The organism is Cyclobacterium xiamenense (genome assembly GCF_009467825.1).
Lineage (GTDB): Bacteria > Bacteroidota > Bacteroidia > Cytophagales > Cyclobacteriaceae > Cyclobacterium > Cyclobacterium xiamenense.
The window spans coordinates 120,555-137,155 of record NZ_WIOK01000016.1; the positions used below are offsets into that span (position 1 = coordinate 120,555).

The 16,601-nt window shown below is 49.8% G+C and carries 16 protein-coding genes, 1 tRNA gene and 1 pseudogene; 11 read left to right on the forward strand and 7 right to left on the reverse strand.

The window, feature by feature from the left end:
• From GCU44_RS13610 to GCU44_RS13625, 4 genes are read right to left on the reverse strand one after another with little or no spacing between them, the layout of a single operon-like run.
• Positions 1-852, reverse strand: a complete 852-nt coding sequence (locus GCU44_RS13610) for a transketolase (protein ID WP_154856883.1) — start codon at positions 850-852, stop codon at positions 1-3.
• A gap of 10 nt (positions 853-862) precedes the next feature.
• Positions 863-1,312 carry a thioredoxin-dependent thiol peroxidase gene (gene bcp, locus GCU44_RS13615; RefSeq protein WP_092169457.1) on the reverse strand — a complete coding sequence of 150 codons (450 nt, stop codon included), beginning with the start codon at positions 1,310-1,312 and terminating at the stop codon, positions 863-865.
• Positions 1,313-1,368: 56 nt separating this feature from the next.
• Positions 1,369-3,237 (reverse strand): M23 family metallopeptidase, encoded by a 1,869-nt coding sequence (locus tag GCU44_RS13620; protein ID WP_241684952.1) that lies wholly within the window; start codon positions 3,235-3,237, stop codon positions 1,369-1,371.
• Positions 3,224-3,835 (reverse strand): fumarylacetoacetate hydrolase family protein, encoded by a 612-nt coding sequence (locus GCU44_RS13625; protein ID WP_092170250.1) that lies wholly within the window; start codon positions 3,833-3,835, stop codon positions 3,224-3,226. Before GCU44_RS13625 ends, GCU44_RS13620 begins: the two co-directional genes overlap by 14 nt.
• Positions 3,836-4,084: 249 nt before the next feature.
• Between GCU44_RS13625 and GCU44_RS13630 the strand changes: the two genes are divergently transcribed.
• The 6 genes from GCU44_RS13630 (at position 4,085) to GCU44_RS13655 (ending at position 10,189) form a co-directional block, all read left to right on the forward strand.
• Positions 4,085-4,173: transfer RNA gene (locus GCU44_RS13630), tRNA-Ser, on the forward strand.
• 439 nt (positions 4,174-4,612) lie between these two features.
• A complete protein-coding gene (locus tag GCU44_RS13635) occupies positions 4,613-5,278 on the forward strand; it encodes an N-acetylmuramoyl-L-alanine amidase (RefSeq protein WP_154856885.1) in 666 nt (221 codons plus the stop codon).
• 143 nt (positions 5,279-5,421) lie between these two features.
• A complete protein-coding gene (locus GCU44_RS13640) occupies positions 5,422-6,945 on the forward strand; it encodes a TolB family protein (RefSeq protein WP_154856886.1) in 1,524 nt (507 codons plus the stop codon).
• Between the two features lie 559 nt (positions 6,946-7,504).
• A complete protein-coding gene (locus tag GCU44_RS13645) occupies positions 7,505-7,714 on the forward strand; it encodes a hypothetical protein (RefSeq protein WP_143057539.1) in 210 nt (69 codons plus the stop codon).
• Positions 7,715-7,822: 108 nt separating this feature from the next.
• Positions 7,823-8,728, forward strand: a complete 906-nt coding sequence (locus GCU44_RS13650; protein ID WP_154856887.1) for an oxidoreductase — start codon at positions 7,823-7,825, stop codon at positions 8,726-8,728.
• A 306-nt stretch (positions 8,729-9,034) separates the two neighbouring features.
• Entirely contained in the window at positions 9,035-10,189 is a 1,155-nt protein-coding gene (locus GCU44_RS13655) for a TIGR03364 family FAD-dependent oxidoreductase (protein ID WP_154856888.1), read from the forward strand.
• A gap of 379 nt (positions 10,190-10,568) precedes the next feature.
• Here the strand turns inward: GCU44_RS13655 and GCU44_RS13660 are convergent, their stop codons facing one another.
• A complete protein-coding gene (locus GCU44_RS13660) occupies positions 10,569-11,198 on the reverse strand; it encodes a YceI family protein (protein ID WP_154856889.1) in 630 nt (209 codons plus the stop codon).
• 160 nt (positions 11,199-11,358) lie between these two features.
• Positions 11,359-11,637 carry a hypothetical protein gene (locus GCU44_RS13665; protein ID WP_154856890.1) on the reverse strand — a complete coding sequence of 93 codons (279 nt, stop codon included), beginning with the start codon at positions 11,635-11,637 and terminating at the stop codon, positions 11,359-11,361.
• A gap of 151 nt (positions 11,638-11,788) precedes the next feature.
• On the opposite strand from GCU44_RS13665, the gene GCU44_RS13670 reads away from it, so the two are divergent.
• Entirely contained in the window at positions 11,789-13,315 is a 1,527-nt protein-coding gene (locus GCU44_RS13670; protein ID WP_154856891.1) for an FG-GAP repeat domain-containing protein, read from the forward strand.
• A 224-nt stretch (positions 13,316-13,539) separates the two neighbouring features.
• On the opposite strand, the gene GCU44_RS13675 is transcribed toward GCU44_RS13670, so the two are convergent.
• Entirely contained in the window at positions 13,540-13,932 is a 393-nt protein-coding gene (locus tag GCU44_RS13675; protein WP_154856892.1) for a 3D domain-containing protein, read from the reverse strand.
• A 144-nt stretch (positions 13,933-14,076) separates the two neighbouring features.
• Between GCU44_RS13675 and GCU44_RS13680 the strand changes: the two genes are divergently transcribed.
• From GCU44_RS13680 to GCU44_RS13690, 4 genes and pseudogenes are all read left to right on the forward strand, one after another.
• Complete coding sequence (locus GCU44_RS13680; RefSeq protein WP_154856893.1) at positions 14,077-14,442, forward strand: CHAT domain-containing protein; 366 nt, start codon at positions 14,077-14,079, stop codon at positions 14,440-14,442.
• 420 nt (positions 14,443-14,862) lie between these two features.
• Positions 14,863-15,348, forward strand: a complete 486-nt coding sequence (locus GCU44_RS23490) for a superoxide dismutase (protein WP_394366493.1) — start codon at positions 14,863-14,865, stop codon at positions 15,346-15,348.
• Positions 15,349-15,360: 12 nt separating this feature from the next.
• A pseudogene (locus GCU44_RS23495) lies at positions 15,361-15,633 on the forward strand (superoxide dismutase); the annotation flags it as partial.
• A 165-nt stretch (positions 15,634-15,798) separates the two neighbouring features.
• A complete protein-coding gene (locus GCU44_RS13690) occupies positions 15,799-16,197 on the forward strand; it encodes an STAS/SEC14 domain-containing protein (RefSeq protein ID WP_154856894.1) in 399 nt (132 codons plus the stop codon).
• Positions 16,198-16,601: the final 404 nt, after the last annotated feature.

The window sequence follows — 16,601 nt, forward strand, 5'->3', positions numbered from 1 at the left end:
TCAATAATCGCCCAGTGTTTCTTCCAATTGTCCCAGGGCATTTTCCAGTTGCTCGTCGTTGGGAGCGACGCCGTGCCATTTGTGGGTTCCCACCATAAAATCCACGCCGTAACCCATGTCGGTATGCAACAGGTTGAGTACCGGTTTTCCACGGCCCAGTAGACCTTTTGCTTTTTCCAGCGAAGCGATGACCTCGGTGATGTCGTTGCCGTTTTCGGTCACGATCACTTCCCAGCCAAAAGCTTCCCACTTGGCTTTCAGGTCGAGTAAGTTCATGACTTCCCGGGTAGGGCCGTCGATTTGCTGTCCGTTTACATCAATGGATGCGATAAGGTTGTCCACGCCGTGGTGGGGAGCACACATGGCGGCTTCCCATATTTGGCCCTCTTGCTGCTCGCCATCCCCCATTAATGCATACACCAATCGCTCATCGCCGTTTAGTTTCTTGGCGAGCGCTGCACCAATGGCTACGGATAGTCCCTGCCCCAATGAGCCGGAGGCCACCCGGATGCCCGGAAGTCCCTCTTCGGTGGCGGGATGCCCCTGCAGACGGCTATTGATTTTTCGAAAGGTTTTTAGCTCCTCCGTGTCAAAATACCCACTTCTGGAAAGCACACTGTACCATACGGGAGAGATATGTCCGTTTGAGAGGAAAAATAAGTCTTCGCCGATCCCGTCGGGATTAAAGGAGTTGGAATGCTTCATTTGGTCAAAATACAGGGCAACAAAAAATTCGGTACAGCCCAGAGAAGCGCCCGGGTGACCCGATTGACAGGCATGCACCATGCGCAAAATGTCTCTTCGTACCTGAGAGCATACGGCTTGCAATTGTTCGGTTGTGTGTTTTTCCATTGATTTGGAATTAGTTAAGTATTTGATTGGTGTGTTCTTTGGTTTTTACTTTTTCGATGACTTCTTCGATAAGGCCTTCTTCGTTGATGACAAAGGTAGTCCGGGCCGTGCCCATGTACTTTCTGCCGTACATGCTTTTTTCTACCCAGGTTCCGTATTTTTCGTGAACGCTTTTGTCTTCGTCAGCAATCAGCGGAAAAGGTAAGCTGTGTTTTTCAATAAATTTTTGATGCGATTTTGCTGAATCCGAACTGATACCCAGTACCACGTAGCCGGCTTTTTGAAGTGCCTCGTAGTTGTCCCGCAAATTGCAGGCCTGGGTGGTGCAGCCGGGTGTATTGTCTTTGGGATAAAAATACAAGACCACCTTTTTGCCTTTAAAATCGGAAAGCTTTATGGGGTTTCCATCCTGGTCTACGGATTCAAAATCCGGAGCTTTTTGGCCTTTTTCTACTGACATGATACCTGTTTTTTTCGGTTGGTTAATTGATTTGACGCCCCAAATATCGGAATAAATTAAATTTTTCCCCTATAAATGGCCTCGTTATTTGCCCGGTCCCGCACTTTTAAAAGCACGTCGCCTTGGAGCACTTTGCCCGCAGGAGGGTCCGATTGTATCAGGGATTGTTTGTGTTCGTACCTCAGTTGAATCCATTCTCCGTCTACCCAGGCATTGAAATCGGCTATTCCCGACAAGTCATCCCGGATGACAAAGCGCAAGCCCCGGCTGTTGACCCGGATGGCCCGGATGCTGGGAGGGAGGGAGTCTCTGGCCAGCACAAAGGTACCAAAATTCCGGGTGGAAAACCGTATTTGATTGCCCTCCCAGTCGCCTCCCTGAAAACTCTTGTAGCCGTTGTCGTGGAGCAGGTACACCTGCGTTTGGGCTTTGTTTCCCCTAAATTCGGGCAAATACAGCTGTACCTGCATGGAATTCCACAGGTACGTATAGGGATCGTTGATGGCCAGGCCGGGAAAGCCATCCTCCTGAAACGGCTGCAGCCTCAGGTAGAGGTCGTCGAAGAGCGTTTCTTTCCCAAACTGCATGCTCACCTGACCGTCGTTGAAGTGAATTTCTTTGCCAGCCGGAATGCGGGCGTTTACCTCCGGAATCAGGGTTTCTGAACACAGGTCCACAGAATCGGGAACTCCCAGCCGCATGTCCCACAGGTAGGTTCGCTTGTTGCTGCCCTCATAGGCATAGGGAATTTCCATGCTGTAGCCGTGTACGTAAAATCTGGCCAGGCTTCCCTGATCGTGCACCGGCGTGTGGATGATCAACTGGTTTTCGCGGTATTCCACGGATTGCCGACCGGAAGTGCGGTTGTACCTGCGAAGCTGGGTGGGGGCTTCCTCACCCAGGAAATTGAGTTCCAATCGGGATTCATTCCGGTAGGCATCCTCCAGGCGGACGGTAATGGATTTGACCTCTCCGGCAAGGGCCGAAATGGCTCCGCTGAAAGCAGAATCCGGTTCGTAAAAGGTAAATTTATTGGCCGGCAACTTGTACAGGCGGGTGTAGCGGTTGCGGTAGGTATGCAACAGGATGTGGCGTCCCAGACGAAAATCGACTTTATTGACTTCGGATCGAAAAATTGGCTGCGCACCGTCGAGAATTTCGTATATGGGAAAGCCGTTTCGGTTGTACATTTCATCCAGCTGGTCGTAGGCCCAGAGTTCGATGCCGACCTTCCCTGAAATGCGGATGGTTTCTGCCACACGGAAGGCGCCATTGCGGTAGGTGAGGTAGAACTCTTGCCGCTCAAATAGGCCATTTACCCGGCTATCGGCATCCAGGGGGCTGATGGCCACCCGCCGTACGATGGGGGAGGTGCTGTCTTTGATTTCAGAAAAACCGACGTGCAAGGGGTCAATGGCCCGGTCCAGGGAGTCCCGGATTTCAAAATGTAGGTGGGGACCGCCCGAACTCCCCGTGTTTCCGGAATAGGCGATCACGTCGCCCCGCCTGACCGAAAGTTCGCCGGGTTCCGGAAAATACTCCCACTCGTTTTGTTGGGCCTCGTAGATTTTGGCTTTCATGGCACTTGCCAGCGGTTCCTCCAGATCCCGCAAGTGGGCGTACACGGTCGAGGTACCGTTGGGGTGTTTGAGGTAGACCACGTTGCCGTAGCCAAAGGAGGAAATCTTCATGCGGGATACGTAGCCGTCCGCGGCCGCATATACTGGGAGGCCCTGCCTTCCCTCGGTTTTGATATCCAGTCCGGTATGGAAGTGATTGGGGCGGATTTCACTCATGTTTCCCGCCAGGAAATTTCGCTGCCCCGGCTTGATCGGGAAGAGGTAGTCATTCGTTGCCGTCTGCGAAAGGAGGGCAAATGCGGTAAGAAGGAGTACGGGTAGGGTGCGGGATTTATTTAACTTCAACTTCCAGTAATTTTTCTTGCTCCACATAGGCCTCCAACCGATCCCCAACTGCTACTTTTCCTACACCGGCCGGGGTACCGGTGAAGATGAGGTCTCCCGTTTTTAGGGTAAAAAACTGCGATACGTAGGATAAAATCACATCAAAGGGAAAAATCAGCAGGGAGGTATTCCCCGTTTGGCGGCGTTCTCCATTTATATCCAGGTGAAAATTGATATTGGTTACATCCGGAAAGTCCGAGGCCGGGCGGAAGGCCCCAACGGGCGCGGAGCCATTGAAGGCCTTGGCGATTTCCCAGGGAAGTCCTTTTTCCTTGCATTTCTGCTGCAAGTCCCGGGCGGTAAAATCGATGCCTATGCCGATTTCGTCATAATAGGTATGGGCAAATTTTCGGTCGATGTACTTGCCTTCCTTTTTTATTTTCAGCACCAATTCCACTTCGTGGTGGATGTCCTGGGAAAAGTCCGGATGGTAGAACGGGGCGTTGTTTTTAAGCAAGGCGGTATCCGGTTTCATAAAAACTACCGGTTCGGACGGTTTTTCGTTCTGCAATTCTTCGATATGGGCGGCATAATTGCGGCCGATGGCGATTATTTTCATAGGTAACGGCGTGTACGAGTTGCAAATAAACGCATATTCGGAGGATTTCAAAAGCCAGATTACGTGATTGGTTCCTTTTGCCAAAAAAGGCAGGGGGATAGGCTGCTGGCTTAAAATTGGTTAGCCGGAAGGGCCCAAAAAAATGCGGATTTTTCGAGAATTGATTTTGTTAAATTGGGGAATATTGGTTTATATTTGCGTCACTATTCACTGAAAGGTTGAATGGTTCACGTAAGTTCCAAGCCAAATAGAGAGTTGGGTGAGTGGCTTAAACCAGCAGTTTGCTAAACTGTCGTACGTCTAATAGCGTACCGGGGGTTCGAATCCCCCACTCTCTACGAAAGACCCTGTACAAAGCAAAGACGATGCGTTGTACAGGTTTTTTTTTGTGAAAGGGGCCGTTTTGATGAATTCGATGAGCTGTGATCAGCTTTTAATGCGATAACTTGCGAAGGCTGAGTGGCTGAAACCATTTATTTGACCCACCAAAACACGATCTTGTTGGAGAAACTGCTAACAACCTAATTTTGACCTTTTTTTGCGTACCTGGAACATGCCGTTCAACATACATCCCATAAACGGGTCGGTTAGTTTTCGGCAAACGGTCGTAGCGTACACCAGTAATACGGATGTTCTCCAATACCGATGGACGCTGCCAGAAAGATGTGGACGATTATGGGACTGCATGCAAGCTAATTTCCGGAACATTCTGTTCGGTCAACGGCGCAATTCCGGAGTATTTGGTTTAAATTTACAATCTTTCTGATATCCGGTCCCATGATAAAATTTATTCAAACGACTGCTTTACTACTGTTTCTGGCCCTGACTTCCTACGCAGAAGCCCAAACCTTTCGTATTTTCGAGAAACCAATCCTTTTTAACGAGGAACGACAACAACTATCGTTGGAATACCTGGAGAAAAGGCACGGTATCCTTCAGGAAACCGCCACGATCGAGCCCAAAATGGTGGTTGTCCATTGGACAGCCGTCTATTCGTTGGAGGCAACCTTTGATGTTTTTAATCCGGTGCAACTCGCTGGCAGGCCGGAGCTTACCTCCGCAAGCCGGCTGAATGTTTCTGCGCATTTCCTGGTAGATCGGGACGGGACAATTTTTAGACTGCTTCCGGATACTACCTTTGCCAGGCATACCATTGGACTGAATTACATGGCCATTGGTATCGAAAACATCGGCGGTCCGGCTGCACCTTTGACGAGGGCCCAGGTCAAGGCAAACGCTGAATTAATCCGTTACCTGCGTAAAAAACACGATATCGAATTCCTCATCGGCCATCATGAGTACGATGCGTTCCAGGGAAGCCCTCTTTGGAAAGAATCTGACCCAAACTACATCACCCAAAAACAAGATCCCGGTGACAGGTTCATGAAACGCCTACGGAAAGAACTGTCCGATCTTTCCTTTAAGAGCAGGCCTGAACGGTAATTTTCCAATTGGTACACAAAAAGGTGGATAGTAGAAGAGTCACTTTTTTATAAATTCTGATTGGAAATGGCTTTTCGTTTCGTATATTCAATTGCTAATTTATCATTCATTCGCTGGTCCTTAGGTTTACACCTCAGGTTCTTATGAAACAGAATCGGTTATTTCACCCAACGAGTGGCCCTGCTTCATTTAGGGGGCTGATTTCAAAGAAGTTTCGATCCGCATTCGTTCAAAACCCAGTTCTCACGACCTGGGTGACGGGTTTTTTCCGACTAAATATCTTCTACACCGGCATCTTTTTTTCCCTTCTTGCGCTGATTTTTGCTTGCCAACCAACGGAAGCGCCTGACCCTGACGTAGACGAGGAGGAACCTATTGAGGAAGAGGTTCCGGCAAATAATCTCTCGACCGGTTTTTTGGTCACCGGTGACATGAGGGATAACAAACTTCCAATCAATGGAGTAGCCACCTTCCGGCTCAATGTAGTGGGTCATGAAGGCGACCTGGACGAGCTGCAATACCGATGGACATTGACCGAGGAACGGGCACGGATGCAGGATGCCGGTACAGGCCTAACCAACCCTACGGTAGCGGGTAGGGTAATGAACTGTGTAGGTATGAGGGAAGGCGAAGAAACGATCACGGTAGAAATACTGGACGCCGAGGGCAAGGTGCTTGCAGAAAGGTCTGCTGATTTTGATATCGCTGGTTTCATCGATCCTGATTTGGCCCGGGGTTGCTTCGACCAGCCCAAAATCATTTACCATTACGAGATAGCTACCTACGTGATGAACTTTGACGGCAGTGGCCGGGAGAGCATCTACAACAGTGGCAACCTCCCGGCTGTCGACATCTCGCCGAATGGGGAGTGGATCGCCTATCAGAAAGACTTTGATCGGATTAATGGAGATTCTGTAAATTATACGGGCATGGTTCTTAGACGCTGTAGCTCAATCGAAGAGATCCTGATCCCATCCGATGGTACGCGGTGGCCCGGGCAAACCTGGCAAACCCTTTATGATACCGGTAGGCCTCGTTTTTCCAAGGACAGCAAGACCGTTTACTTCATGCGGTTCAACCCTGCGCAGGGTTATGATACTAGCAAACCCGGTGTCGTTGGCGTTGGAAATGAGTACAAATACCGAGACCTGGCCGCCTACGACATCGAATCCGGAACCTGGCGCTACCTTACGGAGCACTGGAAGGAAGAATCACAGGTCATTGACTTTGTGGTGTCCCCGGCAACAGGTGAGATCATTTACTCTTATGCTAAAACCGGTGAGTTTGAGAGGCTTCGATTCCTAAACCCAGAGACGGGCGCTGCTCGTGATTTCATCGACATGAGCGCTCAGGGTATCTTTGTCGATCAGCCGGCCATTTCACCGGATGGCAAGGACCTTATTTTCATAAGCGGTACCCAGACTACAGCAGGTATCTACCGTCTCGAACTTGTCGACGGCGCCCAACCGATGGAGCTATACCGGTTCGACCCGCAATATACCGGCTTCGGGTATCCGCACTATTATGCGGGTGGCACCCGCATCATGATGAATGGCTATCAGGATCAGGACAACAGTAACCTCTGGAGTATCGACGCCAACGGCAACGATCTGCAGATGGTCACCGATACACCGGGAGACGAGCTCATGATAGGTGTATTGCATTGAGTAGGTAACCGATCAATTTTTGGAACAGGAGTAGCAGGTGTATCCGCCTTGGGAATACCGGGCAAAAGAAGCACGGGAGAAAAAAAGAGTACCTACCCAATGCCGCCACTTCGGGAGCTCGGGTTGGCCGTATGCCGCAATAACTAACAAAAACCATAGGCATGGAAATGATTTGGGTACATGAACCCGAAATCCATCCCCAACGCGCAGGATTTCCTTCCTATTTAGTTCATTGACACTTGATTCTTATACCAGAAAAACCGCGCTTTTCACCGGTCTACCCGGTGGCAACCCGGATGTAGGTACCTATCCTCTCTGCCGGTATCCCGTACGAGTCCAGCCGAGATGTGAATGAGGCCTAACATACAGTAAATCTTTATTCGGCGCAGGGCTTGCCGGGGACCAGGCTTGATCGGTCCACACCTCATCAAGCAGCTAGTAGTACAAAATCGAACGGTAAAAAACATTGGAAAGCGCTATTGAAAAATATCAGAAATACCGGCATTGGTTTAAAACCTGCGATTCGGCAATACAAGAGAATTATATAGCGATGGAAAAAATGGATAACGGAAAATGGGCGATAATGGAGAAGGTCTTTCATGAAGATGAGGAAAAGCTCACGGATTTAGCTACTTTTATACTCCGGTTGTCGGAAAGCCCTGTCGGTATCAAGCAATGCAATCAGGAATTGGAAGACGCTAAAGTCGGGATGGACAGGGGAGCGCGCTACCTCCAGGAAGATATAGAGGGAATGGGTTATAAATGGTAACGCTTGGTCTTGTAGAAAATCGTCCTTAACCGTTGCCTACCATTTCCTGGTTCATAAACGCTTCGATTTCATTTCAATTAGCCAGTAAAAAATAAAAGAAAATTACCTATGGATACCATCAGCACTCTTCCCTCGCAGGAGAGACGGGTCATCGTCGTTACGGGGGCCAACGCAGGTCTTGGCTACGAGACCACCTTGGCATTGGCCAAAAAAGGGGCTCGGGTAGTTATGGCCTGCCGCAGCAGTTCCAAAGCCCGCACCGCCAGGGAAGCCCTTCTCAAGGAAGCGCCCAATGCCGAGCTGGATATTCTGGAGCTCGACTTGAGCAGCCTGCAGTCGGTCAGAAACATGGCTGCCAAATTTCAGGCAGCCTACGACCGCTTGGATGTATTGATCAACAATGCGGGGGTGATGATGCCTCCCTACACCCGGACGGAAGACGGTTTCGAATTGCAGTTTATGTCCAATTACCTGGGTCACTTTTTGTTGACCGGGCTTTTGCTGCCCAGTATTCTGAAAACACCCGCATCGAGAATCGTCTCCCTGAGCTCGATCATCCACAAACGCGGGCAAATCAATTTTGAGGACCTCCAAAGCGAAAAAAGCTATTCGGCACAAAACGCGTATGCCCAATCAAAATTGGCTTGTTTGCTGTATGCGTACGAATTGCAGCGGAGACTGGAAAAGGCCGGACATACGGACACCCTTTCCACCGCAGCCCATCCAGGAATAGCCACGACGGAGTTGGGCAGGCATATGCCTCGCTTCCTCTTTGCCCTTTTGACCAACACCATCGGTCCATTTATTGCGCATAGCTCCCGCGAAGGAGCCAAGCCCAGTCTTCTGGCCGCAATAGGTGAGGCAACCGGGGGAGACTATTTCGGGCCGACAGGATTTCGGGAACTCAAGGGAAAACCAGGTAAAGCCAACAGCTCGGATTTGTCAAAAGACGCGGCCCTGGCCAAACGCCTGTGGGAGGTGTCGGAGGAGTTGGTTGGCCTTTCGTACCCGTAAGAGTATTCCCGATGGATAGTCCGATCACAGGTAGGCCGAATTGCTTTCGTACGCCCGGTCATGATTGAAGGGAATGGGGTAGGGCACGGGCTCCTTCTTTGGTTGCGGTGATTGGCGCTCGATAAAGAAACGCAGGGCAGTAGTGGCCAATTCCTAGTTTGCCTCTTTACCCAAACGAGTCCCTGACCTTTTCTTTTCGGCATCCGTCAAAGGCTTGGCTTTATCCAGGGGATTCGGGTAAATTTGCCCAGAAATCAGCCGTCAATTGAAAAAAAATCCAATACGACCCCGCCAAAACGATACGCAATGGAAAAGCGATTTGACTTAATCGTCGTTGGAGCAGGCATCCTGGGTACCTTTCATGCCTACCATGCCCTGGAAATGGGCTTGCGGGTGGCCCTGCTGGAAAAGGACAGTTTACCGATGGGAGCTACGGTGCGCAATTTTGGACAAGTGATTCCCTCCGGTCTCGCAGGTAAATGGTTTGACTTTGGTTGCAGCAGCCTGGAGGGGTACCGCAAACTCAAACAAACCGCCGGTATTCCCCTACAGGAAAATGGTTCGGCCTACCTGGCTTCCGATGCCGAAGAAGTGCAGCTCCTGCACGAGCTAAAGGCCCATTACGATACAAAAGGATACCCCTGTTCCCTTTTGTCCGGCAGAAATCTACAACAAAAGTATCCGGCCATTCGAGGCAGCTATGCTCGGGAGGCCTTGCATTTTCCGCAAGAGCTTAGCCTGGAACCAGAAAGTCTGTTGAGCCGGCTACATACCTACATGAAAAGTCGTTTTCCGGGCTTGTGCTTGCAGTACCGGTCTCCGGTTACTGCTTGTACCGACACCAACGATGGGGCAGCAGCATACGTGCATGGGTCAAAGTGGTCGGCGGATAAAGTCGTTATCTGCAACGGAGCAGAAGTTCATCTCCTTTTCCCGGAACGATTTGCCGCCCCGGGGCGGCAGGTGTGCAAGCTACAAATGATGCGTACGCGTCCGCTTGGCACGATAGGTTTAACGGGAAACATGCTAACGGGCCTGTCCATACGCAGGTACGAAAGTTTTTCCCACTATTGTCCTTCCTACCGACGGCTTCGCCCGGTCGAACGGTACCGCGCCTTGCAGGAGCATGGGATACATATCCTATTCAACCAGGCACCGGACGGGAGTCTGCTGATTGGCGATTCCCACCGGTATGCGCATCCGAAGGAAATCGATACCTTGGGTTACGGTATTGACCTGGAGATAAACGAACGTATCCTGCAAGAGGCCGGCCGTATCGTCGAATTGGACTTGCGGCACATGGCATCTACCTGGGCCGGCTATTACTACCTATCCGAAAAAGCTGCAATCGTCGAAGAAGCCGTATCAGAAGATATCCACATCCGCACAGGCCTGGGAGGCAAGGGCATGACCACGGGGATCGGCTATGCCCTTGCAAGTTTGCAGGACATCATGGGTTAAAACGGTAGGAAAAAGCGGTATTGCTTACTGCAGGAAATCGAGGCTGGCTTGTACAGGCCTAAAAATCAAGTCACCAATTTTACCAACTGTTTTAACCGTTTTTCGGTAAAACTCCGTAACAGTCGGTTTCGTGTTCCTTCGTCCGGACTATTTTTCAGCAAGGAAGCATACAGCAATTCGCAGGATTGGTCCGTGTTGTTATGTGAGGCACCGGAATAAGCCAGCCACTTCTGCTAAAATTACCTAGAGCGAATCAGCTTAGGTAGTATTTCGATGGTAGGGATCCATGGTCGCTTTTTTTCGCTTACAAAAATAATCCCGCGCCAGAACACCTGACGCGGGAAGAATTTTTGTTTTTACAGGAGGTGCCTGTCATCGGTTATTTTTTCGCTAACAACACTTCTGCATGCACGGCTACTTCGCTCCAGGTTTTGCTGATGCCATCGGCACCCGTATGCAAGGCTTCACAGGCTTTGTTGATGGATGCGACAGCTCCCAGGGCATCCCAATTGGCCAGTTCCATGACTCCGTCAAACACAAACTTGCTGTCGTTTTCCACGGTGTAGGTCAGGGGGATGCTTTCTGTTTTCCCATTTAAGGTAACGTCGATCGCGGCCTGTTTATCGGGACCCACCTTGAATACCCCGGAGATCAGTTCGGTATTGTCCAGGAACCCGAAGAAAAACTCCAGGATTTTCGGGTCTCGGGTGCCGGTAGGATCGTTTGTAAACAGGCTGCTTACCGGAATACTGAATTCAGTTCCGTCCATGGCCTCCAGAGCCGTATCTCCCGAACCCAAATCAGCGATGGAAATGGCGGTAAATTGTCCACCAACGGGTACTTTATCGGTCGTCTTATAGGCAACAAAGCTTACTTTTGTTGAGTCCTGCACCAGGCTATAGCTTGCATCGCTAGCCTGGGTCTCTTGTTCGGCTACTTTTGTAGCATTGTTGCAACTAAAAGCGGCAAGCAGTAAAAGGCTGCCTGCAATGAGGGATTGTTTTTTCATGGGTATAGCGTATCTAGTAAACGTATAAATGGATGATCAAATAAAAAAGCCCACCAAGGGTACCGGGTTGGTTCCAGTGATGCGCAACCAACCGGTACGGGTAAGTAAAACGACATGGCCATATGGCTCGGCCATGCGGATATGGAAAGTTCTTTCCCGCTTAGCGTTTGGACTTTCGACCTCTTTTTTTACCGGCGTAAAGCAATTCCAGCAGGCGAATCATTTGCTCTGCCTCGGATTTGGTGATTCCCATGTCTTTCAAGTCCTCCATCGCTGTCTCCCGGAGGTTGATAAGCTCGATGGTTTTTCCCGATTTTTTGGCCGCATAGGCAGCTTCAATGGAAGAATAAATGTTTCCTTCGGTGTCGCAATGCACAATAACCTCCTCGGATTTCAACAAATCAGCGTAGGTGGCGACGAATTCTTGTATTTCAGTCATAACAAAATTTTTCAAGTAAACGCCTAAAATACGCTTTGCAGGAATTATATTCAAACAATCAATGAAAAATCAAGCTCCGGACGCTATAAAACCTGCCTGTAACGGTTGTACAGATTCCAAGGGTTACCAAACCATCAGCCATCGGCAACAAATGATTTACATACGTACCTGCCTCCTGCTCACATTGTCGCTGTTCCTAAGTGGCGGTTTTTCGCTGGCACAACAAGTACCACTTTTGCGTGGGCGGATTTTGGCAAAAAGCCATTGTGGGAGCTGCCATGCCTATCCCTCCCCATCCCTTTTGCCGAAAGAGGTGTGGAAAACACAGGTTTTGCCCCAGATGGCCGCCCTCATGGGTGACCCGTCTGCACAGAAGAAGTTGGGGGTTTGGGAAGACCGAACGGATGAGGAGATTGCCATACGCAAAAAGTTAGGGGTGTACCCTGCAAGCAGCCTGCTATCCCCTGAAGATTTCCAGGCGATCGTGGATTTTTACGTTACCGAAGCACCAACCACCTTACCCCCGCAGGCTCCCAAAGTAGCGCCGGCGCCATTGGCGGGCTTTTCTGCGAAGAAGCTGTTTATTGAGGGCATAGAAGGCCCGAAAACCAGTCTGGTAGCCATTAACGAGGAACGAGGCGAACTCCTGCTTTCGGATGCGGGTACCGGTCAGCTGTATGCAGTAGCGCGAAACAACGAACTCTTTACCCTTCCTCCCATCAGCAGCCCTGCCGTACATTTCCTCCGAAAAGCCCCACATGTCTACCAGTTCCTTACCATCGGTTCCATTGCACCCAGTGATCTTTCCCAGGGAGCAGTCTACGAAATGGATATCCCCGCCAATAGGTGGAAAGGAGTTCTGGCCCAGCTGCCCCGACCCGTGTATGGTGTTTGGGCGGACCTTACCCAGGACAAGGAACCCGACTTATTGCTATGCAATTACGGGCACAATGGCGGCAACTTGTCGGTATACATGGACGGAGATTTTTCTGTAAAGCCGATTCATCTGGGCGGGGCCGGGGCACGAAAGGTCGAAATCCGCGACCTCAATCGGGATGGAAAACCGGATATCGTGGCGCTGTTTTGCCAGGGAAACGAGCGCCTATCCGTTTTCTACAATCAGGGAAATGGTCAATTTGCACCCGAAAAAATCTTGCTGCAGTTTTCTCCCGTCATGGGTAGCAGCTACTTCGAACTACAAGACCTGAATGGGGACGGGGAGTTGGACCTGCTGATCAGCAACGGGGATAATTGGGATTATTCCGCCGTATCAAAACCGTACCATGGTTTTCGAATCTATGAAAATACGGGTGGGGGAGCATTTAAGGAAGCCTGGTTTTACCCGCAGTACGGCGCAGCGAAAGCCATGGCGGTTGACTACGACGGAGATGGAGACCTGGACCTGGCCACCATTGCTTTCTACGACGAGCTTGAGCAGCCCGAGCACCAATTTCTTTTGTTTGAAAACAAAGGGAACTTGCAGTTTGCACCCAAGTACCTGCCCGAGGCGGCCCAGGGTAAATGGTTGACCATGGATGTCGGAGATTTGGACGGAGATGGTGACGACGATATCGTATTGGGTGCCTATGCCCATAACCTACTCGAATATTCGAATCTCTTGCTTCGGGGAATTGAGGAGATTCCTACGGCATTGATTCTGGAAAACGGCCGGTTTTGAGAAAACTATAGCGCCTTTATTCCACCCGGCTGCCTTATTGGGTTTTAGGCAGTATCCGCGGCTTTTTTACGGACGAAGGCCGGTTAGAGCCTGGAATGGCTGTCGAAAATAGGACTGCAGTATCGCTTCCGTGTTCCAACGCTAACTTTTTTCAACCAATTGCGTGTTTCGATACATCCGGGATTCGTACACCTTGCGGGCAACCCAATTACGCACTGGTAAATTCAATCGATCTCCCAGGTAATTTCGACGTTCTGCCGGCCCCATGCTCTTGCCTGCTTTACGTTTTTACCCATGTAGATGTCGATTTTCTTTTTCCAGCGTTTATTCATTTTGTCCAATACCCGGTAGGTTCCAGGAAGTCCCGAAATCTGCAATTCCGAACCGTGTTCGATCCCTTCTTCTTGCAGTAGATCACGGGATACAGCAACCGCTTTCATTCCCGGTTTGAGTTGGTCTCCCCAGGCGGCTGTCACGGCGTCTCCTTTTTTGGTCTGACTTTCCACAGAGTTGTAGGCCGTAGCGGTCACTTCCAGCGTTTTGGTTTCGGTACACGAAATCGTTAAAGGTAACAGGAAAGAAAGGAAAAGGAAAAGGAAAAGGAGGGGTAATTTCATCAGTCGTTTGGTTTAGCGTGAAGCTTTTTAGGAAACCTACAGGTGAATTGAGGCGATTTGAAACGAGAAGCGTGTGTAAATTCTTTGTTTACCTTGGTTGCTCGCTGAAAGGGCAGAAACCTAAACCATTAACGTAACACAAACATGGAAAAAATCGTTTCCCGCGCACCTGCCTTTCGGTATGTCGGACCGGAGAGCCTGTTGACCATTCTGTGGAAGTTGGCCGAAAAATCCAGTATGGAAATCACCGACGATTTTTTGAATTCCCTGGCTGAAGGAAAGCGAAAGGACCAGGCGTTGCGGGAGGCCAAGCTTCGGGACCTTGCTGGCGCTAGCGTCAGGGCACTTACTCCCGATTACTGGGCTGGATTGGTGTTGATTGGCGATCTCGAACCCATTGCTGGTCTCCATCGGAGCAATCGCTGGCAATGGTGGCTGGCAGGGATCGTTGCTTTGCTGCTTGTTGCGCTAGTACTAAGTAGAAAGAAGTTACGTCAACAGCGCGGATAAGCCCTAAAGTCAAGACACATGTTGCTACACAAATTGACGGATCGAACAAGGAGCGGTCCGTTCTCGAGTGCTTCGGTAGGTACCTAGACAGCCGAAATACCGCTTCGAGCCCTTGCGAAGTGCAGAAGGAGATCCCTTCCAACCATGCGGCCAATAAGACCTTACCAAGTAAGGCAGGACCAACCCCTAACAAAGCGGGAGTATAATCCATTGGTTGAGAAAAGCGGATAATAAACCTCGCCCAACTTGAATCAAAAAACACGGGTAAATACCCTAATTTTTTAAAACCAAATCGGGCATTCTTGGTTCTAACTACGGGGCGCAATGGTTGAAAAACGGGAATGGATAAATGCTTGATTGAAAAGAAACCGGTATGCCCCATTGTTTCATACGTTTTGACAACAAAATAGTAGTAACCGAATGAAGAAATTAACCGCACCAGTATCCAGACGTTCGTTTTTAGCACAGGGTAGCCGTGCCACCCTCGCTTTTGGTATCGGAAGCAGCCTGATAGGAACAGCGTTTTTACACGCATGTGGGAGCGACCGCAGCGCCGAAGGTGGCAGCAGCAGTTTGAGTACCGGATACGAGCAAACGCCACTTGCCTACGTATTTGACGCCCTGGAACCGCACATCGATGCGAATACGATGGAAATCCACTACAGCAAGCACGCAGCGGGGTATGCGAAAAACCTTCGGGATGCTGTGGCGGAAGAAAACGTGGATACAAACCAACCCCTCGAGGAGATTTTGATGAACGTTTCAAACTATTCTACCAAAATGCGTAACAATGGGGGAGGGCACTACAACCACGAATTGTTTTGGAAGCTTATGCGCCCCGATGCACCAGACAGCCCTGAAGGAAAACTAGCGGAGGCGATTGACGCCACGTTCGGCGATTTCTAAGCGTTCAAAACTCAGTTCGAAACTGCGGCAGCCACCCGATTTGGCTCCGGCTGGGCCTGGTTGGTAGTGGATAAAAACCAACAATTGGCCGTCGGCTCTACGCCCAATCAGGACAATCCTCTAATGAACCTGTCTGATTTTCAAGGGATTCCCTTGCTGGGAATTGATGTATGGGAACATGCCTATTACCTGAACTACCAAAACCGACGGGGGGATTACGTAACTGCCTTTTGGAACCTGGTGGATTGGGAGCAGGTGGGCAGTCGGTACGAAAGCCTGGTCTAGTCGCTTTTTCTCCATTAAGCAATCGAGTCGTACATTCGAGGGTTTTTTCCTTGTTGTATCCGCTGCTGGGGTTTGTGATTGGCACGTTACGCAGCATTTACAAGCGAATGCGTTGAATTCTTCGTCGCTTTTGCAACCATTTGCCTCGATGGGTGTTGGGTATCCATGGAGAAGTACGCAACCGTCGATGAGTCGGCTTTCCCTCTGGTGCGCATCACCTTTACGGGGAGTAAAAGCAGTGACAGCAATTTCCAGGACTATCTGGAGGAAACCAAGAATTGCTACCGGCACAAAAAAAAACTTGTCCTGATCTTCGATGCCAGCAGGGCGAGCATTCCTTCCTTTGCGCACCAGAAAATGCAGGGAGACTGGCTTCGGGAGAACAAGCAATTGATGGAAGACTATTGCCTGGGTACGGCCTATGTCATTCCCAGCGCAGCCATCCGGACCCTGCTAAAAATGATTTTTTCTTTTCAACGGCAGCCGATTCCCTACCAGGTCTTCGAGACCAATGCCGAAGCGGAAGCATGGGTTAAGGAGGTTTTGGCGTATAACAGTCGATGAGGTTTTTTAATCAGGTCTTTTACTATATCTTTTTTCAACTTCGCCTGCATTGAATGAAGGGCAGCTACATTTTTTGATCCCATTCTCGCTTTATAGTGTTCAAGTTTTTTTAAACCATATAAGGCATATAAGGTCATTTAAGGGGTTTACATCGGTTGAATTGATGGTTTCCATTTTTTCGAGATCTTAAGGCTTCAAAAAAGAATCATGCCCCATTAAATTTTTGCTTATATGCCTATCAGCGCCGTAAAAATTTCGTTTTTTAACCACATAGGGCACATGAGCGCACATAGGGCTCTTCTTAACTATGGGTTCTGCACCATATGATTTTGAAACCAAAGGAGACTATGTAATCTGCCAGGGGCTCTTTCTCTATGCCCTTATATGGTTCCACTTATTTTCAA